Genomic DNA, 22423 nt, shown 5'->3' with positions numbered 1-22423 from the left:
AAAGGGGCTAAATGGGTAAATTACTGTGTCCTGTTTTTAGTTACGTTTGTGCGAATGGTGGAACTACAGAATGTGAATCAAGTTACAGTTACATTATTTATGTGTTTGAGGTGCTAAATAGGAATTAAGTATGTTGAGTATCAATATAGTCAAAATGCTAAAAAAAGGTTATTTATTGACTGTATTTATAGGCGAGCTAAGGTAAAATTTCGTCATTATTGAGCTTTTCATACGGTCTTTGCTGTAATGCAACCTTCTTTATCTGGTTTTTTTTCTCGCGTTAACACGTTTTTAGTGTCTAAAAATATCAAGATTTCGTTTCATTGTTATTTTATTCATGCCATGAGTTTTATGGCGCTCGGATTGTTTTCTTCGTTGTTAATTGGTTCAATTCTAAACACTATTGGTATTAAGTTATCAATCCCGCTGTTAAGTGATGTTTTATGGCCAATAGCAAAACAAATGACAGGGCCGGCCATTGGTGTTGCGATAGCTTATGCACTACAAGCGCCACCATTAGTGTTATTTTCCTCTACCATTGCTGGTGCTGCTGGGGCGGCAATGGGAGGGCCCGTGGGTGCATTCGTTGCAACCATTTGCGCGGTTGAGTGCGGTAAAGTTGTTGCTGGAGAAACCAAGGTTGATATTTTAGTGACGCCAGCCGTTACCGTGTTAGTTGGCGTTTTTATTGGTAGTTGGATTGGACCCTTGGTTGGCGCTGTTATGACCCAGTTTGGTCAATTAATTATGTCGACAACCCAGTTACAACCATTACTCATGGGCGCGCTGGTGGCGGTATTAATGGGCATGGCATTAACCTTACCGATAAGTAGTGCGGCGATTGCAATTATGTTGAGTTTAAATGGGTTGGCAGCAGGGGCTGCGACGGTCGGCTGTGCAGCACAAATGGTTGGTTTTGCTGTTATGAGTTATCGCGTTAACGGCTGGGCGGGCATATTTGCTCAGGGGTTAGGCACATCGATGTTACAAATGCCAAATATTGTTAAGAACTACAAAATATGGATTCCACCGATTATTGCTTCAGCGGTGTTGGGGCCTATCGCGACGGTGGTATTTCATATGGAAAATACACCTTTGGGGGCCGGCATGGGAACATCAGGCCTAGTGGGGCAAATTCAAACATTGATTGCGATGGAACAACCTGGTGTGAGCAGTGGTTATATCTATGGATTAATTGTGCTGATGCATTTTGTTTTACCTGCTTTGATTACACTTATTGTCGCTTATATAATGCGTCGTCAGGGCTGGATCAAAGACAGTGATCTAATTCTAAAACTAAGCTAATCGTGATTATGGCTAACGCTTAGCGAGGGTCGATATTTGTTGTTCTGCACAACGAAAAAAGGCATCGGCTTGGCGTTGGCTAGCAATAAAAGTAAAAGGTTTCAGCCCCTCAAGGTGTAATGTGGTGCGATAGCTGTGGGTCTTAAATGCTTGAGTAAAACGTTGAGGGCTAAAATTATCGTTGGCAATGGTGGCGGTATAAATCGCTGTTTGGTTATCAAGCCGTTTGAATAAGTTGTGGTCGACAATATAGTTAAAGGATGGATATTGTTCGATATTATCCATTGAATGCTGGCTTAATTCACCGCGGGATGGCGCTTGAAGATCATTAAGATGGTAAATTTTAACATCAAAGTTATTGCGTTTATCTGTAGACATGGTGAGAACGGTATTCTCTTGTAAATGTTGTTCTTTTACCGTGAGTGTACATTTAGTGTCGGTCTGACTATAGGTAGAGTTCTCAAGCAAAGGCAGTGAAAATGCTGAAACAGTTAAGGCAATCAGTGATGTGATCATAAACATACCTATATATTTTGCGGTGTATTGAAATCCGTTAAATTAATCCTAGTGTGGTTGAGTAATATTTATGGACTAATATCACAATATATTACGGTTGAAACACATTATTAAAATTGAGAATTGGCAAGGGATTGATGCGAATTAACTAATAATTAAGATCTTTTTAAAACAATAAAAGATTATTTGATGCAAAATTAACAATCTATCCCAGTGAAAGTGGTAACTTCATTGGTAGATAAAACTATTAGTGATTCTTAATCCAATAAATAAAATGGAGAAAGTGATTATGTCTACTAAGTCGACGAGTAAAACCCCTTTGCTGTTATCTCTTTTAGCACTCATCGCCGGTGGTGCAATTGGTTATGGTGTGGGAATGAAAGTAGAGCAGAACAGTAGTGCACCTAGCCTACAAGCTTGTCAGCAACAACTGCAGTCTCAAACAGATCAGCTTCAGCATAGCACTGAACAATATCAAGCATTAGTAACAAAAAATGAACAGCAGCAACAACAGTTAGCTCAAGCAACAACAGAGTTAGCGACAATGACTGCATTAGCAGAAAAACAAAAAAAGGACTTTGCAAAACAACTGGCATCTTTGGCACAAAAAAAGCAGCAGTTATCTGTAAGTCAAAAAAAATTAGAAGTGACGAAAAAGAAACTAAATACTGAAGTTGTTAAGTTAAAAACCACCACTAATAAACAGCAAGTGGTGATTGATAAGTCGCAGCAGTATTTTAAACGCCAAGCTGAGATGAAAGCGAATGTGGAAGCCACTCAAGCACAAGTTGTTGAATTAACCAAAACAACAAATGGCTTTAAAAAGGCTTGTGACGAGTTTAAATCAGGTAATAGTTGGAATTGGGTATCACAAAAAGACTGTGATAATTATGAACAACAACTGGGGTTATTAAAGACTCAACAAGCAACGTTAGCTTCTCAGCAACAGGCTTTAACGGCTATTAATAAAGAAATAGGTAATAAAGAAATAGGTAATAAAGAAATAAGCAAAAAATAATGTTTATTGTTGTTACTAAATAAAATAAAAATAGCTGCAAATTGCAGCTATTTTTGTATTTGTTATCGCAGTATATATCTAGTGACCAATTGGGCGCGCAAGTGAGGTTGGAAAACCACGCTCTGCTGCTAATTTTTCAGCATAACTAACGATTTCATTGAGGCTTAATTGCTGAGCCACAGGAAATGCGTTTTCACGGGTTTGTGGTAGTGGTGACTGAATTAAATCCAATGCTGCCAGTTGTTCAATGATCGCGTCAGCGACAGATAATGCCGATGAGGCTTTAACAATTTCAGAGCGCGCATAGCGTTGATGCGAATAAGAAACATCAGCGGCGCGTAAAGTTGGATCATTCCCTGGAATTTGCTGAGCACCAAATAAAGGTTTACCACCAACCGTCGCTTGATCAAAGTGATTAACAAACTGTGCCATGTGGTTAATGGCGCGTTGAGTGCGCTGTTCTATTTCTTGTTGCGTCCAATGTTGCTGCAACTTCTCTTTAAAAGATGCATCTAATTGTGGCTGAGCACTATTACCATTGGATGCCACTAAGCCATTCTTAAATAAAGTAATATCTTGCGTCATACCGTGAAGTTGGAAGAAACCGTCAGGGTAAGGTGTTAATTGAGCCATACCATTAGGCGTACCACGTTCACCATGAAAAATAACTTCTGGCCATTGTGCATCACATTGTGGCCAATGGGTAACATAGGCCGCTTTAAATTCCACCATCCGTTGACGGGGGATATGTGCTAAATCATCAATTGTTCCGGTACGATAGCCGCCAGCATTAACCAAGTAATCGACATTAATCTGTTGATGATGAGTAGCATCTTGATAGCTAACTTGCCAGCCATTAGGTAGCTCAGCTAACGACGTCACTTTGGTATTGGTATTTACATGACAATGAGGTAATCGTTGTAAGGCAAGTGCCAGTGTTGCGGCAATTCTAAAAACACTTAAGCCATATTCCTGCACCATGACTAATGGGTATTTAAATTGATCTAAATTAATTGATTTAGCAACTGGGATCATCCATTGATCCGGTGTTAAAGGTTGTTGAGGATTATCTTGTAATGCTAGACGCTCTAAATCACTGCGTTGATAGAGTTTAAAATAATCATTTGGGTTGCCCAATACACAATTTTTCGCATCGTCTGCAACCAGTGCTTGGTAGGTTTGCTGTAATAATGTTAAACGTGGCAATAAATCATCAGGATTACCAGCATCACTGCAAGGGATCGCAATAACAGTCGGTCGAATATTTGAGGTGTGCTGGTAAACGCGCAATGTATCAATAGATTGCTTAAGTAGCGTTATACATTGTTGATCTGATATCTCACGATAAAGATTACCACCGGCATGTAAGTGACAAATAGGTGGGCCATTTACAAGACTTTTCCCTTCTTCAAACAACTGAACATTTATACCTTGTTCAGCTAATCGAAGTGCAATAGTCGATCCAGCTATACCGCCACCAATAATACCCACCGTGATCGGTGAATCAGCGATGAGAAGGGATGTCGTTTTACTTTCAATTAAATTCATAATGCTTGAACACGTCAATCAGCTAAAAACAATAGAAAGGACTTATTTGATAAAAGCATATGCAATAAATCCCTTCAATGCATGAGTAAACTTATTTTACGTTGTAATACGATAAAGAGAAATAGCCACTAATTAAAATCCAATCAAAAGCGGTAAAGTATTATTCTGCTTATAAATAGTTTCATTATTTAGCATGTTGGATTCTTTATAGGTATTTGTTGGTTTTTTAGGGGTGTTTTTGAGGTCTTGTTATTTGTTTTTGATATATTTATGCTTGATTATGGTTGTTATATGAATGATACATATCCTTTTTGAAAATAATTTTCGTGTTTTAGTGAATAAATAGAGCCAATATTGCTTTTTATTTATTCTTTATTTTCAATGCGTTATATTTTTTTTTGGTTGTTATTATTTATTTATTATGGATTTTTATTTTTTCTTTTGCTAAATTGCATCCTGTTTTTTTGAACTTAAATATAAAAGTGTGGTCGCGAATTACATTTCTATGTTGGAATCTCAATAAAACAGCAGTAGTGGTTATAAGTATAATAAAGGATAAATAATGTCTAAAATGAATCTGGTAGTTTTACCTCTTGCACTTCTTGTTTCAGGTGCAGTAAACGCAGCAACTGAAAACCCATTTTACGTTGGCGCACGCGCTGGTGGTGTTCATTACGCTGATTTTGACGCGAAAGCTGGTAACGTTAACACTAACCCAAGCGATTCTCACTCTATCGATAAAGATGATTTTGCTGGCGGTATCTTCATGGGTTACAACGTAACACCATGGTTCGCAATTGAATCAGGTTATACTTGGTTAGGCGAAGTAACACTGAAAAATGATGATGCTCATAGCAAAAAAGTTGAGCAACAAGTTATTGATCTTGTAGGTAAGTTCACTTACCAGCCAACTAACTCAATCGATCTTTACACTAAAATCGGTGGTGCATGGCAGTTCTCTCGTTTCCACGATAAAGTAACGGGTCTATCTGATCGTGACGATAGCCTAATTGCTACAGCGGGTCTTGGTGCAGAATACCACTTCACAGATAACCTTTCTGCTCGTGCTGAATACCAGTACTACCACAATATGGAAGTGAAACCTGCTGAGACTAAATACAACTGGGACGCACACTACTACGGTGTGAGCCTTGTATACGGTTGGGGTGCTCCTGCGGTAGTTGCTCCTGTTGTTGCTGAAGTTGTTGAAGCTACAACTATTCAACTAGAGCCTATTTCTGCTGAAATGCCATTCGCATTTGATAGCAACGAACTATCTGCAGAAGATAAGCAACGTCTAGACCCAATCGCACAACGTCTTGTGAACTTCCCTGAAGCACAACTTGTTGTTATTGGTCACACAGATAGCACTGGTGCTGAAGCATACAACCAGAACCTATCTGAGCAACGTGCTCTTACTGTTGCTACATACTTAACTAAGCACTTCAACATTGATCCTAGCCGTGTATCTGCGGAAGGTCGTGGTGAACTAGACCCAGCTGCATCAAACGATACTTCTGAAGGTCGTGCTCAAAACCGTCGTGCAGATGTAACGACTCCTGGTTTTGAAATTGAACAAGAAGCTGTAGCAGCTGTTGCTCAATAAGTATTACGTAAATGTATTTTTAAAAAGCGCCTAGTTGGCGCTTTTTTTTTTGCTGCTATTTGTTAACTGCCGTATATTGACTAAGCCATAACGACGCTTGCTGTCGATAATCTGAGTATTTTTTTCGAACTTATCGTGAGAGTGATATCATAATACTATCCCGCAGCAGTAGGTGTTATACCTAATAACTAACCAGAGAATATTATGGCTATTTGGCAACGACCATTTACGTTAGACGTTTTTAATCAGACCTCTAAAAATACCTTAGTCGAACATTTAGGGATCAAGTACGTTGCATTTGATGATTCATCTTTGTCTGCAACCATGCCAGTAGATTGCCGTACTCATCAACCATTAGGCATGTTACATGGTGGTGCTTCTGTCGTTTTAGCTGAAACATTAGGTTCATTAGCGGCTAATTTTGCAGTAACCACTGATTATTATTGCGTCGGTTTAGATATTAATGCTAACCATATTCGCGCGGTACGTAGCGGCGTGGTGACAGGAAAGGCGACACCGTTGCATCTTGGTGCGACAACGCAAGTATGGCAGATTGAAATTCGCGATGAACGTCAGCGACTCGTTTGTACCAGTCGTTTAACGATGGCCGTTTTAAAACATAAAAAGCAGTAAACACAATGATCATTACTTTTTCTCAAGGCAAAATTATTGCGACTCAACATGAAGTTGTTATTCGAATTGAAGGTGATTGCCGAATTACGATGCAGGCACAAGTTGACGAATTAACCTTAATTGGGGGGGGCAATGTGATCACTGCTGTTGGTAGTGGTTTGAATTGGTCGGTGAAATTAGATACTGATGAGCAAATGCAGCAGTTAGCCGCTGAGATAGGGATTGCTATTACGCATTACTGATTATTTGAGCTATTGTTGGTGTTTTGCGATTCAATCTTGATGTTAATCATCACTAAATGGCTTTATTTTTATTTAAGTATGACAAATAAATACTATTTTGGCATTATTAGTAACTGTGCAGTTAATTGCATCGACAATATATCTAATATTAATCATTATAAAGTAAATAATATGTCTAAAAAATATTTTGCGCTGTTACCGCTTGCTGTTCTTCTTTCTGGCGTTGCTCATGCAGCTCCTGCTAATCCTTATTATGTTGGTGTTCGTTTAGGTGATGCTAATTATTCACACTTTGAACATAATGGCCATGCATCGAACCTTGGTTTGAAACAAAACGATCTGGGTGCTGGTATTTTTGCAGGTTATAACATTACCCCATGGTTCGCGGTTGAGACTGGCTATACGTGGCTGGGTGATGCACAGGTTAACCATCAAAATATTAAACAACACGCGTTTGATTTAACGGGTAAAGCAACGTGGCATCTTAATGATAGCTGGGGCTTATTTGCTAAAGCGGGCGGCAGTTATATGCTAACGGCTTACCATGGTAATGGGATCAGTGATACAGATGATCATGTTGTAGGTACTGTTGGTGCGGGTGTTGAGTATCAATTAACCGATCACTTATCTACACGTCTTGAATACCAGTACTACCACGATTTAACCTCAAAACCTCGTGGTACTGATTTAAGCTATAAGTTTGATACTAACTTCTATGGCTTAAGCTTGGTTTACAACTGGGGAGCGAAGCCTGTAGTCGTTGATACTATTGCACCTGCAATGGCACAAACGGTAACAATTGAGCCATCAACATTATCATTAGGTTATGGTGTTAATCAGTATAAATTAACCGCTGATAATGAAAAAGCACTGCAACCTATGAAGCAGCGTTTAACCCGTTACCCTAACGCTACCGTTGTTGTAACTGGCTATACGTCTAATACTGGTACAGCGGCTTATAACCAAACATTATCTGAAAAACGTGCTAACGCTGTTGCTTCTGAATTAGCCAAATATGTTGCAGATCCTGCACAAGTTACAGCGCAAGGTATGGGTGAACAACATCCTGTGGCTAGCAATGATACTGCTGAAGGACGTGCACAGAACCGTCGTGTAGAGATTACTTCTCCTGCGTTAAAGATTGCGACAGAAGCTGCTTCTGAGCGTTAATCTAACCTTAATGTTGTAGCAAAAATAGTAAAAAGCCAATCATGCAAATAATGTCCATGATTGGCTTTTTTATATGGCTTTTTGTAACAAGAAAGGATTATTTACTTGGTGCGCAAATAGATTTTTTACGTAAACACAAAGACATTATCATGCCAAAGATAGCCCCTTGAGTAATAATGGCAGAACCACCATAGCTAAAGAAAGGTAACGGACTTCCCATTACAGGCAACACACCACTCACCATGCCAATATTAATAAAGCTATATAAAAAGAAACTAAGGGCAAAAGAGGCACTGACTAAACGCGCAAACGGTGATTCCGATTGATTAGCTAACCAAATAACGCGAAAGGTCATAAAGGCGTAAATCCCTAATAGTAATGCGCTTCCCCAAAATCCCCATTCTTCAGCAAAGGTTGAAAAAATAAAGTCAGTGTGACTTTCAGGGATAAAGCCTAAATTACCTTGAGTGGCATCTGTCCAACCTTTACCGCGCAAGCCTCCTGAGCCAATTGCAATTTTTGATTGAATAATTTGATAGCCCGAGCCAAGTGGATCTGATTCTGGGTTAAGAAATTGCAGTACGCGTTTTTTCTGGTAGGTTGCCATTACAAAATACCAAGCTAAAGGGATGCTAACGCCAATAATGCCTAACACTGTTGATATTAACTTCCAACTCATGCCTGCGTAATAAAGTACAAATAACGCGTACAAAATGGTAAAGATGGCACCATCAAGATCCGGCTGAATAAAAATCAGTCCAGCCGGAATCGCTGTTATCATCAAACAAATCAGGATTTTTTTAAGAGTTGGACGTCCTGCTTCTGCAATTAAAATCCACGCCATCATTAGCGGCACAGCGACTTTTACCAGCTCTGATGGCTGAAAACGAATCGGCCCAAGCGCTAACCAGCGTCGTGAACCGTTGGTACTGTCACCGCTAACAAAAACACCCAGTAATAAAATTACCGTTAGCAGAAATAAATAGGGTGTATAACGTTGATAAGTGGCTGGCGCGATTGCAGACATCACAATTAATGCACCAATCGCTAGCATGCCACGAATAAGATGACGCTCAATGATGGGTACACTAAAGCTGCTGGCACTCCATACGGTTAATGAACTAAATGTAATCAAAAGGAGAATTGATATACAAAGAGGCATATCAAGATAAGGACGGTATTTATTCATTTAGTACTACTGTAAGCCACGCGAAATTGCGCATCGATGAAAAGTACCGCTACTTTAAAATAATATCGCTTCGCTACAAGAGATATTTTGCAAGAAAATGTATTTCTGTTGCTGTGAGCTAATAAATGCACAATTTTTACGCTTTAATCGCCCCAATAATAGATATTATCGAATAAAATTTCGGCAAGATCGCAGTATTTACTCCTATGCCTCAAGTATACTAACTCGAAATAACAAAATAGCAGTGGAGTAACAATGGATCGTTATTATTGGGGTGTTGATTTAGGCGGTACCAAAATTGAGTGTGCAGTGATTGAACGTAGCACTGATACTTGTGTAGTACGAGAGCGAATCGCAACAGAAAGCGATCAAGGTTATGATCATATTTTAAATCAAATTGAGATATTGATTAACCACTGTGCTGAGCAATTAGGGCAACGACCTCAAGCGATTGGCTTTGGTACTCCGGGTACGTTAGATCCTCACTATGGCGTGATGAAAAACTGTAATTCAACCGCCCTTAATGGTAAACCGCTTGATAAAGATCTGACTAAACGACTTGGCGCTAAGGTAGTGTTAGCTAACGATGCCAACTGTTTCGCCTTAGCAGAAGCGCACTTTGGGGCTGCAAAGCGAGTTAAACCCAATGCAGAAGTGGTGTTTGGGATCATTATGGGCACTGGCGTTGGCTCTGGTGTTGTCGTTAATGGTAAAGGATTATATGGCTGTCATGGTATTGCTGGTGAGTGGGGACACAATGTAATCGAACCTAACGGTGCAGCTTGTTATTGCGGTCAATCCGGCTGTTTAGAAACGGTGATTTCAGGCAAAGGATTAGAGCGATTTTATTTCGAACAAACAGGGCAAGCACTCTCATTGCCTGAGATTGTTGAATTAACCGCTGAGAATGATCCTCAGGCGCAAGCAACCTTGGCAAGAATGTCGCATTACTTTGGTATTGCAGCGGCGCAGATCATCAATGTGTTAGATCCTGATGTGATAGTGATTGGCGGTGGCGTGGGTAATATTGATGCGTTATATCAGCATGCCAAAGCGGCGATTTTACCGCATCTCTTTAATGGCGAGCTTAATACTCAAATAGTGAAGCCAGATTTGGGTGACAGTGCGGGTGTTTTTGGTGCTGCAGCGTTGGTTAAATAAATAGCTCTTTAATTGATTATTATCAGATAACAAAAAGGCGTGATAGCAAATTAGTTAGTGTTAATAACTACTGCCATCACGCCTTTTTTAGCTCTTTTATTGTACTTAGCTTGCCAAAATTTGAGGCTTGCGTTGTAAACTTGCAAATAGCATATAAATAGCTGTTGCAAGTAGAACAATAAAGAAGAAGTCCATTAATCCATCTTTTTGTGCCATAAAGCTATTAGCACCAATTGGACCTAATGCTGAGCCAATGCTGTAACTAAATAGCATCACTTGCGTCGCTGCAACAATATATGATGAATCTAAATTATCACACGCTAATGTGATCGCAATTGGGTATAACGCAAATGCAGACATACCAAGTAGCGCTAATGCTGTGATTAACACGATGTAATCTGGTGATAAGTAAGTTAGACCCATCGCAAATACACCTAACAATGACATTAATGCTAATAGTAATGTTTTGCTCATACGAATCGACAGCTTACTAACAATAGGCTGAATAACCATACCACCTAAAATAATCGCAGCCATTAACACACCAATTTGGTTAGTTGTTAGCTCACTCTTTTTCAGTGCCAATGGCATTAGGCCATAGATGCTACCCATTACTACGCCTGAAGTAATACAGCCAATAATTGCAGGCTTACTTAAACGTGAAATTTGTTTAAGTGACAATACTTGGTGACCGCTGTTATCTGGCTGGCCTTGCTTGATCAATAATGGTGGTAAAATAGCAAGTAGCAGTAATACCATGATCACAACAAAAGGAATGAACCCTTTAATACCGAAATAGCCAACAGCAAGCTGACCAATTGTCGTACCGCCATATAATGACGTCATGTAAAAACCAAGACGTTTAGCGCGCTCTTTTGCGCTATCGCCAATCAATAGCCATGATTCAACGACAACAAAAATACCTGCAACAGCCATACCTGCAACTAAACGTGCAAATAACCAAACTTCTTTGTGTGGAAACAAAGGCAACACAGCAACCGTTGAAGCTAATAATGCAAGAAAGCTAATAAAGGCAATACGGTGACCTATTTTGCCAATAATCGGTTCAATCATTAATGATCCGATTAATAAGCCAATATAATAGATACTCGCTAACCAACTAGCATAGCTACTATCAATATTAAAATTTGCTAATGATAGCGGGATCAAGCTCATTAAGTAGCCTGAAGCAATTGCAAATACAGTTAGTCCCGCAACTGGCACAAGCATGCCGTTGCTTTGGTGACAAGTAGTGGTTTGTTGCACTACCGTACTCTCCACATAAATTCGGTTTAGAATATCTGTCTCTTTTAATAAAAGGAGTAATCCTGAAAGAGTATTAAACCCACCAACCAGAAAGGCTGATTAGGTAGAAGAGACAGTGCTGTTTAGGTTTACTTTCGACTGAAAGCGGAGCGATTATTCACGTAACTGAGGTGGGAGTAAAATGAGAAAAACTAATCCGAAACAATGTTTTTAATTATAATGTTATCGATAGAAAAAAAATGATTAGAGTTATGTTTAATCCAATGCATTCAATAGAGTACTTTAAAGGTAAAAGTAGTGTTTATTTAATGAGTTACAATAATTGTGTGGCTGAATCAATCAATTAATAACAACAAATTCATTAGTGTTGTAATTGAGTTTAATGATTGATTTTTGGGTATTTAGGAAGAAAAAAATTAATGATCACCAATAAATTTTCTTCTTAGGGGAGGGTATTTATTGATTGGTCAAAAAAAGTCACTCCATCAGATATAAATTAATAAATAGATGGAAGTGACTATTAAAACTTATGTAAAAAAATATTGTTTTATTAATTAACGTTTGTTTTTAAGGTAACGCTTACGACGCTCTTCTTTCTTCTTGATTTTTGCTTCAGTTTTACGCTCTTCAGCAATCGCAACATTAATCAACTCTTCAGTGATCATCTCTGGATGCTCAAGAGTAATGTTACCCAAAGTACCATTACGTAATTCGTTAATTAAAATAACTGACGTTTTGTGTAAATCAACACGACCACCGCCTTTTAAACAACCACGCTTGCGGCCGATCGCTTCTATTAGTTCAATTTCAGAGTCAGGAAGGTCATCATCAAGGTTATAACGTGATTTGATTAATTCTGGGTAAGCCTTAATAAGGTACTCAATAGTAAAGAAGCCAACATCAATGTAATCCATGGCGGTATCTTTAATCGCACCTGTTGCCGCTAGACGAAAACCACTGTGTGGGTTCTCTACTTTAGGCCATAAAATTCCAGGTGTGTCAGATAACAAAATACCATTATCTAAATTAATTCGTTGCTGCTGACGTGTAACTGCAGGTTGGTTACCCGTGATCGCAACTGTACGTCCTGCAAGGGCATTAATGATGGTTGATTTACCAACGTTAGGAATACCCATGATCATGGTACGAATTTTTTTACCGGCTTCTTCACGCTGTGGCGCAAGTTTACGGCATAAATCCATGATCTGGTTTACTTCGTTTAAGTTCTCGGTAGTGATCGCAATTGCTTTTACACCTTGCTCTTTTTCAAGGTGATTGATCCAAAGTTGGGTCATTTCAGGATCAGCTAAATCACGCTTGTTAAGTACTTTAACAACCGGTTTGCCATCATTAGTTTCACGGAATGATTTGATCAGTGGGTTTTCACTACTAAAAGGAATACGGGCATCTAGCACTTCGATGATCACATCGACTTTCGGCATTGCCTCTTCAATTTCTTTGCGGGCTTTGTGCATATGGCCCGGGAACCACTGGATACTTTGACTACTCATTTGATTTATATACTCTTTATTTTTCTAGTTAGCCTATGGGATACAACCAGAGGTACTAAAATTTACTGTAAAAGATAGCAGTGGACATCATTTTCTATCCACATTGGTAATGCTGCGATCGCTTACATACAAATACTTATCACTGAGTTTACCATAACTGTTAGGGGATGCTTGCCCGTTAATGTATTTAGACGTTACAGCGCTGTAAGCATGGTTAGTAATTGTTCGGTGATATTTATTGGTAAATCGTCTTTCATGATGTACCAGTTAGTCACAACCATAAGCATGATTTTTCGCTGGTGGCGCTAGGTAGGGGAATGAACTATTATGAATTGCCTTTAGCTTGGGTGAAGTTGATTTTAGACGGACTATCGCCACAAACAATGAAAGGGGATCATCATGCTGCTTCACTGTTGTTCCCGATGGAGCGTGTATTTGAAGACTATGTTGCTCAATCACTCGGTAAAGCTTTGAAAACAACACATCGTTTAAAAGCACAGCTACAGAGTAAGAGTTTAGTGACTCACAATGGATCGAGCTGGTTTAAGCTCAAGCCTGACATGGTGATTGAACATAGCGGTAAAGTTGTGACGGTATTAGACACTAAGTGGAAATTACTCGATTCATCAAAAGCCAATGGCACCGATAAATATGGCTTATCACAAAGTGATTTTTATCAGATGTTAGCATACGGTCATCACTACTTTGATACTGAGATAGAAAACCCAGAAATGTTCTTGGTATATCCCTCACACTCAGGTTTTAAGCAGGCAATACCACATAGCTTTGATTTCCCGATTCAAAGCGAGAAAACCTTAAAGCTATGGGTCGTTCCTTTTGTGATTAGTGAGAAAGATGATGAAAAGGGAATTCAGTGGCCGGATGAAGCCCAAATACCAGCCGAGTTTTATTAAAAATACTATGCCTTTTATACCCATGCTATGTGTAAAAAATAAATCAAATCCTTTCCACTGCGGAGGATATCTCATTGAGTAATAGTTTTGCTTTATCACTTTTAAGTTGTAATAGCGTCATAAAAAGCAGATCGGTAATGACATTTTGTGCCGTACGAGAAGAAATAGAAGAACTTCGAAACTGTTTTTCATCAGCAATGGTATCAATCGTATAGTGAGCCAATTTTCGTAAGGGGCTTTTTTTAATATTGGTTAATGCAATAATTGTTGCGCCTTTATCATAGGCAGATTGAGCCGCAACAAGTATTTCTCTGCGTGTTCCTGAAAATGAAATTGCGATGAGTATATCGTCTTTAGTGAGCGTATTTGCAGTGGCAACTTGAACATGCGTATCTTGTTCGTTGAGTGCGGTGATCCCGATTTTTAACAGCTTAAAGGTGAGATCTTTTGCCGTTAATGCTGAACCACCAATACCGACAATTTGAATACGTTGTGCTTGATTGAGCAGGTTAACAATCGCCTCAAACTTGGTAAAATCAATAGCATTGGTTGTTGCAATTAAGGCGTGGGTTTTCTCTTGAATTAACTTTTGGGCAATGGTTAATGAAGAGTCATCGCTATGAATTTTGTTATGGATCGGTCTTTTAGGCTCTAGAATTGCCTTTTGTTTAGCAAGATCTTCAATAATGGCAAGTTTTAAGGCTGTGAATCCCTTAAATCCAAGCTTTTGCGCAAATTTGATAATACCAGATTGTGAAACTCCCACCTTTAGCGCTAAATCCTGACTTACATACCCGCTTAAGGAAGCGGGATCTGCAATAATAAAGTCTACTATCTTCACTCCATTGCTCGATAACTGACTTCGTTGGTTTTGCATTCTCTCTAAAATACTCATGAACACCTGATTTTTTTTGAATTAATTATTCATTAACGCTAAACGATTATTCTTATTGTTGATTAGCGATAACTTAATGTAATTATAGTGTTTTTATGCTGTTTTCTGCTTGGTGATGGCTATTGTGAATCACATTTATTCTTTAATTTTGGCATGAAATGAATAATTTTAGTTGTGATTATTGTCACTTAATCGAATTTTTTATTCTATATGATGCCTCTAAACCTAATCTGCAACTGAAGAGAGCTGATGATGAAAATCGATCTAACCACCTTAGTGACTGAAAGCCGAAATGCCGAAAGCGAGAATATTGATATGCTTGCAACAATGGATATGTTGAAAGTGATTAATCAAGAAGATCAAAAAGTGGCTATAGCAGTAGAAGCGATTATTCCAGAAATAGCGAAGGTTGTTGATCTTATTGCAAATGCTTTCCAATCTGGCGGTCGGTTGATTTATACCGGAGCTGGAACGTCTGGTCGATTAGGTATTTTAGATGCGAGTGAGTGTCCTCCAACATATGGCTCAGATCCTAGCTTAGTGGTTGGTTTGATTGCTGGTGGACATCAAGCGATTTTAAAAGCAGTTGAAAATGCAGAAGATAACTTTGAACTTGGCGCTGCAGATTTACAACAGATTGGTTTTAATAACAAAGATGTGCTTGTGGGAATTGCTGCAAGTGGGCGTACACCTTATGTATTAGGGGCGATGAACTACGCCAAAAGCGTTGGCGCAACGGTTGCGACATTAAGTTGTAATGCCAATAGCCCAATGACGCAGATAGCAGATATTAATATGACCCCCATTGTTGGTCCTGAAGTGGTAACGGGTTCTTCAAGAATGAAGGCTGGTACCGCGCAGAAATTAGTGCTGAATATGTTAACCACTGGCGCAATGATTCGTACCGGAAAAGTGTTTGGAAACCTAATGGTTGATGTTGAAGCCACTAACGCCAAGCTCATTCAGCGTCAGCATAATATAGTGGTTGAAGCGACGGGGTGCTTAGAATCACAAGCAGCAGAGGCACTTGCACAATGCAATAATCACTGTAAAACCGCTATCTTAATGATTTTACTTGATATCGATGCAGAGCTAGCCGCAGCAAAATTGAGTAAACATAATGGCTTTATTCGTCATGCACTTTTAGACCAAAAATGATTGAACAACAGGTTTTATTAAGGAGCATAAGATGGCCAAAATAACAGCTTCAATGATGCAACAAATACTCGAGGCAATTGGTGGTAAGGCAAATGTTATCAAATGTGGTAACTGCATGACGCGATTACGTCTTACATTACAAGATGATAGTTTAGCAGATCGAGATTCAATTAAGCGCATTGCAGGAGTAATGGGGTTAGTTGAGAGTGATGATCAGTTTCAAATTGTTTTAGGGCCGGGTAAAGCACAAACGGCGGCTGAAATGTTAAATAGCATGCTTGATAAAGAGTCGGAAGAGCCTGGGGATACATCAAATCAGCATTCGAATCTGAAAGATGTTGCTTCTGCGCATAAACAACAATTAAAGAAAAAACAGACCAGTGCCGCGCAACGTTTTTTGAGTAAGTTTGCGACCATTTTTACGCCTTTAATTCCGGGCTTTATTGCGGCAGGTTTATTATTAGGTATTGCGACATTATTAGAACAACTTTTTGTCATTGGTTAAACTGCACCTAATGCGCATTTACTTGATTTAATAGCGTATATGAAGGTCTTCAGTAAAGGGCTGTTTAGCTTTTTAAGTATCCTTATTGGTTATAATGCGCAGCAAGCGTTTGGCGGTTCAGGTGTCAATGGTGCGATTTTAGCGTCCTTTTTTGTATTAGGTTATAACCCAGATGCCACCTCTGGTATTTATTCGGGAATGAACGACTTTTTTGGTAATGGTATTGATCCTCGAGGCAATATTATTGGAGTGTTAATAGCAGCCATTATTGGTGCTGGCGTTGAGAAAAAGGTTCGTCAATTTATTCCTGATAATCTAGATATGATTTTAACCTCGATGATCACCTTGTTGATTATGGGCGCGGTAACTTTTGTGATCATCATGCCGATTGGCGGTGAGTTATTTAGAGGTATGTCATGGTTATTTATCAACCTTAATGGTAACCCGTTAGGAAGCGCGATCTTAGCCGGACTATTCTTAATATCGGTTATGTTTGGTATTCACCAAGGCTTTGTACCTGTTTACTTTGCACTGATGGATGCGCAAGGGTTTAATTCACTTTTCCCTATTTTAGCAATGGCAGGAGCAGGACAAGTTGGCGCAGCATTAGCGTTATATGCGAAAGCTAAAAAGGATTCGTTGCTACGCACACAAGTGAAAGGGGCGATTATTCCGGGCTTCTTAGGTATTGGTGAGCCGCTTATTTATGGCGTTACGCTACCGCGTGTTAAACCTTTTGTTACTGCTTGTATTGGTGGTTCGGCGGGTGGTTTCTTTATTGGGTTAGTCTCTTACATGGGGTTACCAATTGGTTTAAATACGGTATTTGGCCCATCAGGTATTGTTGCCTTGCCATTAATGACATCAAGCTCCGGTATTTTTGCTGGTATGGCAATATTCACCATTGGTTTGCTAATTTCATACCTTGTTGGATTTGCGATGACATGGTTCTTCGGTACCAAAAATGTTGATTTAAGTTAAGAACACATGATTGAGAGGCCGATTTAATAAGCATTCTCTAATCATTGGACATTTAGGTTCAGCGGGTTAGTCAGGCCTGATTTCGATATTCAATCGGAGTCAGGCCTTTTTAGTTGTTTTTACTGCGTTTTAGGCTGTGTTTACAGTGAATGGCTGGATTGAGCATGGCAATCTCTCTGCTGAATTTACGTCATCTCGAAAGGCGAGAGACGAGGCTATCCGTGATCTACTCAACACGTGATTGAGCCTAAAAGACACCAATAAAACACGAAAAATTTCACAGATAAACACTAACTCTACAACGCGTAAATAGTAGATTCCCTATCGCCCTCGCGGGCATTCACTGTAGGGAATGACGGGGGGTGAGCTAGGCAATCTCTTTGCTTAATTTACGTCATCTCGGAAGGCGAGGGACGAGGCTATCCGTGATCTACTCAACACGTGCTTGAGCCTAAAAGATACCAGTGAAACACGTAAAATTTCACAGATAAACACTAACTCTACAACGCGTGGATAGTAGATTATCTATCGCCCTCGCGGGCATTCACTGCAGGGAATGACGGGGGTTGAGCTAGGCAATCTCTCTGCTTAATTTACGTCATCTCGGAAGGCGAGGGACGAGGCTATCCGTGATCTACTCAACGCGTGCTTGAGCCTAAAAGACACCAATAAAACACGTAAAATTTCACAGATAAACACTAACTCTACAACGCGTGGATAGTAGATTATCTATCGCCATTATAACCAGTTTTTAAATATTTAAAGGGAAATTATGGGGCCTATGTTCACAATTCATAGTTGGCACTTCGTAACTCAGAAGTGCCCCATTATCATTCAGAGAAAATACTCATTCATATCGTATTAACGTAAATTTGGATTAGTTTTGTTGACTTATTTTTATGCAAATCAGTCTTACTTAATACATTTCTTACTCTGAATGTTTTCAATAAATACTTAGAAATAAAATAATGCAACCAAGCTCATGATATTTATGAATTAAATTGATTATGATTATGGAGCTTTAGGGGCATTCTTTTAAGTTAAAGTAACGATGCTAATTAAACACTCTGTATAACAAAGGTAAATTTTGTGCTCGTAAAATATTATGCTTTAGTCTTTGATCAAGAAAGCAAAAATTGGTTGCCTAGAGTTGAGTTCATCTCAAACGGCTTATTTCGTATGACTCAACCTAAGTATCTAAACGACAAGGGTAGTGAAGCAAGATTATCTCCGTATTTTAATAAGTTTTCACCTGCGGATTATGCTTGGGCACGAAAAGAACACTCAAAAATAGAGATGAATCCATCTTACATTCCATCGAATGAAGAACTAGAAAACTTATTCCTTAAGCCTGTAGGAGTTAGGTATGGCGAGCAGTTCCCTCATATGTTGTGGGAGGATGGCTTCCAATCCATAGAAGAATATGACAAAGAAAACCTAGTTAAAGCAGTCCAAAAACTTAATTTATTTTTAGTTGAGGCTCTCAGTTGTAAGTTAGGTGTACTGTCTCTATCTAAATCAGCTACGAATGAGCTGATGTGGACTCATTACGCAAGTGATGGAAAGGGTTTAGCTGTTACCTTTGATGAAGAACATTCATTTTTCAATCAATTTAAACCCAAAGATGTAACTTATACACCAGAGAAAAGAGCTTCGCTTACCTATTACAAAGGAACAATGCGGATAAATGGTGCGCCAATAGAGCATTTTCAATTAGATAAATTTAGTAACTCGATAGAAACACTACAATCTCTTTTGAGTAAAGGTATTAAAATTGAGGATTTATCAGATCGGTTACTGTATTCGAAAGATAAAAAATGGGCATATGAAGAGGAATCAAGAATAGTGTGCCCTTTAATGTTCTGTGAAGAGAAAATTGGTGCAAAAGTGCAACCAGATTTTGGTTTACAACTACCAGAACAAGTTTCCCACTTATTTAATGAATATTCCGAGATAAACCTAAAACGAATACCTTTCGATGCCTTTAAGTTAATTATCTTTGGTTACGGAATGTCGCAAGAACACAAGCTATTGATAGCGAGATTGGTTAATGAAAATCATGACTTGTCTCATATTGGGCTTAAAGAAGCAAAACACGATATATTCGGCAAGCTTGAACTCGTGGATTTTGTTATATAAAAACTGTTAAGAGTGATTCTCAACGCGTAGCATTTTTACTATGCGTGCTACTTAATATTTAATGTGTACCTTCATTAATTTAATGTTATACGATTCGAGTAAATTAGAGGTCGTTGTGGATAGAAAAAGTGATGGTCTGTTGAGGCAGTTCAAGCGAGTTGCTATCTCATTTGCAGATTTTAAAGAAGCCCATGATATTGTTCGCTACATTAAGAAAAACAAACTTTACGTTGATTTAGATGGCAATTTTCTTGTTTTATCTGCTTTAACTAATGCGATGATTTTATCTTATTGTAAGCCATTTTCTGGAAATGATTCTCGAAATCAAATCAAGGTGCCCGATTTACCTAATACCGCAATAAAAATTCTATCGCCTGACGAGCTATCCTTACATAAGTTATTAATTCAGCTAAGGAATCAGCTTATTGCACATTCAGATTCTCAAGCTATTGACATGAAGTTTACTGTCCATATTTATGGGAGTTTTCAAATGCTTCAGCCTGTAAGGAATAGAAGTTCAAGGTGTTTTAACCTTGAACAGTTAGATCTTTTGGAAAGTATGTCTTTTAAACTGCTTTCATATGTAGCAACCATACGTAAAGAGTTGGAGCCCAAGATTATTCCATTACTAACTGAAGAACACATCGAAGAATCGGGGCATAGAGTCATTTAACAGAGTGTTTAAGATGGACATTCAACGCTCTTTATATTTTGGTTTTACATTGAATTTAGCTCTTACAGCACAATTACTTAGAGTGGGGTATGTCATTGTCCACTACTTGATATTGTGCAAGAGTATAGGAGTCATATTGAGTTACGGATACAGGTTAAATGTAGAACAGCTTCTACTCAAAAACGCAAATAGGAGTTGGTTAGAAGCTGATAAAAATTTGGTTTCAGTTAGGCACTCTGATCCTGTGACTGCAAAAGACATTATGTTAATGAGTCCAGCGTTTGATGATGAAAAAACAATATCTTTGTGTATCGAATCTGTTTTAGGTTGGGCTATAGCAACTGAAGCGTTTGTTAATCTAGCTTGGCAAAATACTCCTAGTACTTCAGGTTTAGAGGAAAAGCAATTCAAAGGGACTGTCGATAAGATTAAGTATCTTTGTAAAAAAAATGAGATAAATTATGGCTCGTTAAAATGGCGCGATGACCTTGTTGAGTTGTTTAAGTTAAGAGACTACCTAGTACATTACAAAGATCCCATTACATACATTGGTTTTTCTTTCGCTCCAAAATATCAACGAGACTTTTGTCAAAAAAATATGGCGAGATATCAACTATCTGTAATGAGCCTAATGGAAGTGTTAGGCGGAAAGCTAGGTATGGATATCTCTTTTTTAACTGGGGAATTCGAACTTTTCTATTACAGCGAATAATTTGAAAATTAGTTTAACAAAATATCCAGCGTAAATTCGTCAGGCATACCATTTTTACCATGTGTGATTTTTAGTGGTTAAAGGTGGAAATCAAATAGGTAAAACATGAATAAACAGTCTCCTATTGGTGAAAAAATACTTCTTTGTTCTAATTGTTTTAATGATGAAGGTTTAAGCATCGATGCATATAAAATAGGTAATGAATCTCAAGAAGATTGCCCAAACTGTAGTACTTCAGGGGGGCGTAAGCTTACTAAAGATTTGATTAAATATTTGGCTTGGCGTTTTTTTGTAAGTGGAACTACAGTTCGTTGTGATTACGGTGCAGCACCTGTAATTCAAACCAATGAGTATCACTATGGTAAAAGTGATATCCGTCCATCGGCATGGTTAAAGAATGACATCAAGTTAATAGAAAATGCCGCTCAAATTGGTTTTTTTCATTACGGTCCAAATTTATGGATGATCGGTGAGGTTGAACCGCTTAAAGACTTACAAAATGAAAGTACACGATACGATGTTATCAAACGTGTAATACATGAATATCCCGAAAAAATGCTTCCTATTGGGACTAAATTTTACCGTTTGAGAATTAGCCCTGATAATCCTTCTGATCCAATGGAATATGATAGCCCACCAATTGAATTTTCAGGTAGAGGGCGCTTAGACTCATCAGACTTATCTGTTATGTATGGCTCCCAAGATCTGGATGTCTGTATTCATGAATGCAGAGCTTCGGTAGATGATGATATTTATGTAGCTACGCTAAAAACTACAAAAAGCTTGAGGTTGCTAGATTTGACTCATGTTTTAGAAGAAAATTCAACAGAATTTGAGAGTTTAGATATGGCTATACATATGTTGTTTTTAGCTAAGTCTCATTCCTATGAAATATCTCGTTCCATAGTTAAGGTTGCTAAAAAAGCAGGTTATGATGGGGTTATATATCCATCATTTTTTAGCTTAACTAGAACTGGAGGGCATCCATTCGAAACTGCTTATGGTTTGTCATTACGTAGGCATCACCCTGAACGAGAAAAGTATGCTAAGGCTTATACAATAGAAAATTTAGCTCTTTTTGATTTCCCACTTCAGTCTAATTTAGTAGAAATGGTTTCCATTAATCGGCTTATCATCACACACGTTGGTTACCAAGGACATTTCGGTCCTGTCGAGTATTAGCTTTAGTGGCCGTATTTGCCTAATAATCTATTTTATATTGATAACTCATGTTTGCTCCTTGCTCTGCTCTTAAAGTTAAAAATAAACACTTCGAAATAA

Annotated in this window: 19 protein-coding genes and 1 pseudogene; 14 read left to right on the top strand and 6 right to left on the bottom strand. The window is 38.5% G+C overall.

Annotation, left to right across the window (positions count from 1 at the left end; genetic code table 11):
- Positions 1-246 precede the first annotated feature (246 nt).
- Positions 247-1305, top strand: coding sequence for a PTS transporter subunit IIC (locus G6R09_RS03075; RefSeq protein WP_065176955.1), 1059 nt, complete (start codon positions 247-249; stop codon positions 1303-1305).
- Between the two features lie 12 nt (positions 1306-1317).
- Here the strand turns inward: G6R09_RS03075 and G6R09_RS03070 are convergent, their stop codons facing one another.
- Positions 1318-1821: a hypothetical protein gene (locus G6R09_RS03070; RefSeq protein ID WP_065166744.1), complete on the bottom strand. Its 504-nt coding sequence runs from the start codon at positions 1819-1821 to the stop codon at positions 1318-1320.
- Positions 1822-2110: 289 nt separating this feature from the next.
- On the opposite strand from G6R09_RS03070, the gene G6R09_RS03065 reads away from it, so the two are divergent.
- Positions 2111-2839, top strand: coding sequence for a chromosome segregation ATPase (locus tag G6R09_RS03065; protein WP_163920443.1), 729 nt, complete (start codon positions 2111-2113; stop codon positions 2837-2839).
- A 78-nt stretch (positions 2840-2917) separates the two neighbouring features.
- Here G6R09_RS03065 and G6R09_RS03060 read toward each other — a convergent pair whose 3' ends face one another.
- The gene (locus tag G6R09_RS03060; RefSeq protein WP_065176957.1) at positions 2918-4387 is read right to left on the bottom strand and encodes an FAD-dependent oxidoreductase; all 1470 of its coding nucleotides are present in this window, start codon (positions 4385-4387) and stop codon (positions 2918-2920) included.
- Between the two features lie 562 nt (positions 4388-4949).
- Between G6R09_RS03060 and G6R09_RS03055 the strand changes: the two genes are divergently transcribed.
- The 4 genes from G6R09_RS03055 (at position 4950) to G6R09_RS03040 (ending at position 8038) form a co-directional block, all read left to right on the top strand.
- Positions 4950-5993, top strand: coding sequence for an OmpA family protein (locus G6R09_RS03055; RefSeq protein ID WP_065176958.1), 1044 nt, complete (start codon positions 4950-4952; stop codon positions 5991-5993).
- A gap of 204 nt (positions 5994-6197) precedes the next feature.
- Positions 6198-6626 (top strand): hotdog fold thioesterase, encoded by a 429-nt coding sequence (locus G6R09_RS03050; protein WP_087844590.1) that lies wholly within the window; start codon positions 6198-6200, stop codon positions 6624-6626.
- 5 nt (positions 6627-6631) lie between these two features.
- Positions 6632-6868 carry a DUF3389 domain-containing protein gene (locus tag G6R09_RS03045; protein WP_163920441.1) on the top strand — a complete coding sequence of 79 codons (237 nt, stop codon included), beginning with the start codon at positions 6632-6634 and terminating at the stop codon, positions 6866-6868.
- A 171-nt stretch (positions 6869-7039) separates the two neighbouring features.
- Positions 7040-8038: an outer membrane beta-barrel protein gene (locus G6R09_RS03040; RefSeq protein ID WP_163920440.1), complete on the top strand. Its 999-nt coding sequence runs from the start codon at positions 7040-7042 to the stop codon at positions 8036-8038.
- Positions 8039-8135: 97 nt separating this feature from the next.
- Here the strand turns inward: G6R09_RS03040 and rodA are convergent, their stop codons facing one another.
- Positions 8136-9227 (bottom strand): rod shape-determining protein RodA, encoded by a 1092-nt coding sequence (gene rodA / locus G6R09_RS03035; protein ID WP_065166750.1) that lies wholly within the window; start codon positions 9225-9227, stop codon positions 8136-8138.
- 255 nt (positions 9228-9482) lie between these two features.
- On the opposite strand from rodA, the gene G6R09_RS03030 reads away from it, so the two are divergent.
- Entirely contained in the window at positions 9483-10388 is a 906-nt protein-coding gene (locus G6R09_RS03030; RefSeq protein WP_163920438.1) for an ROK family protein, read from the top strand.
- Between the two features lie 105 nt (positions 10389-10493).
- Here the strand turns inward: G6R09_RS03030 and G6R09_RS03025 are convergent, their stop codons facing one another.
- On the bottom strand, positions 10494-11654 hold the full coding sequence (locus G6R09_RS03025; protein WP_205522971.1) for an MFS transporter: 1161 nt from the start codon (positions 11652-11654) through the stop codon (positions 10494-10496).
- 554 nt (positions 11655-12208) lie between these two features.
- A complete protein-coding gene (gene ylqF / locus G6R09_RS03020) occupies positions 12209-13165 on the bottom strand; it encodes a ribosome biogenesis GTPase YlqF (RefSeq protein WP_163920436.1) in 957 nt (318 codons plus the stop codon).
- 245 nt (positions 13166-13410) lie between these two features.
- Between ylqF and G6R09_RS03015 the strand changes: the two genes are divergently transcribed.
- On the top strand, positions 13411-14079 hold the full coding sequence (locus G6R09_RS03015; protein WP_163921062.1) for an McrC family protein: 669 nt from the start codon (positions 13411-13413) through the stop codon (positions 14077-14079).
- 43 nt (positions 14080-14122) lie between these two features.
- Here G6R09_RS03015 and G6R09_RS03010 read toward each other — a convergent pair whose 3' ends face one another.
- Positions 14123-14974 carry an SIS domain-containing protein gene (locus tag G6R09_RS03010; RefSeq protein WP_163920434.1) on the bottom strand — a complete coding sequence of 284 codons (852 nt, stop codon included), beginning with the start codon at positions 14972-14974 and terminating at the stop codon, positions 14123-14125.
- Between the two features lie 252 nt (positions 14975-15226).
- Here G6R09_RS03010 and murQ point away from each other — a divergent pair, with 252 nt between their 5' ends.
- From murQ to G6R09_RS02980, 6 genes and pseudogenes are all read left to right on the top strand, one after another.
- Complete coding sequence (gene murQ, locus G6R09_RS03005; RefSeq protein ID WP_163921059.1) at positions 15227-16132, top strand: N-acetylmuramic acid 6-phosphate etherase; 906 nt, start codon at positions 15227-15229, stop codon at positions 16130-16132.
- 31 nt (positions 16133-16163) lie between these two features.
- Positions 16164-17618: pseudogene (gene murP / locus G6R09_RS03000) on the top strand (PTS N-acetylmuramic acid transporter subunit IIBC).
- Between the two features lie 1089 nt (positions 17619-18707).
- Entirely contained in the window at positions 18708-19757 is a 1050-nt protein-coding gene (locus G6R09_RS02995) for a DUF2971 domain-containing protein (RefSeq protein ID WP_087853105.1), read from the top strand.
- A gap of 115 nt (positions 19758-19872) precedes the next feature.
- Positions 19873-20430: a hypothetical protein gene (locus G6R09_RS02990; protein WP_200817785.1), complete on the top strand. Its 558-nt coding sequence runs from the start codon at positions 19873-19875 to the stop codon at positions 20428-20430.
- Positions 20431-20443: 13 nt separating this feature from the next.
- On the top strand, positions 20444-21142 hold the full coding sequence (locus tag G6R09_RS02985) for a hypothetical protein (protein WP_163920432.1): 699 nt from the start codon (positions 20444-20446) through the stop codon (positions 21140-21142).
- A 105-nt stretch (positions 21143-21247) separates the two neighbouring features.
- Entirely contained in the window at positions 21248-22324 is a 1077-nt protein-coding gene (locus G6R09_RS02980) for an RES family NAD+ phosphorylase (RefSeq protein ID WP_163920431.1), read from the top strand.
- Positions 22325-22423 lie beyond the last annotated feature (99 nt).

It is taken from the genome of Photobacterium sp. Alg240-V54, from assembly GCF_900537155.1.
GTDB lineage: Bacteria > Pseudomonadota > Gammaproteobacteria > Enterobacterales > Vibrionaceae > Photobacterium.
The sequence above is the reverse complement of the archived record's forward strand: the minus strand, read 5'-3'. Positions and strand labels throughout refer to the sequence as shown.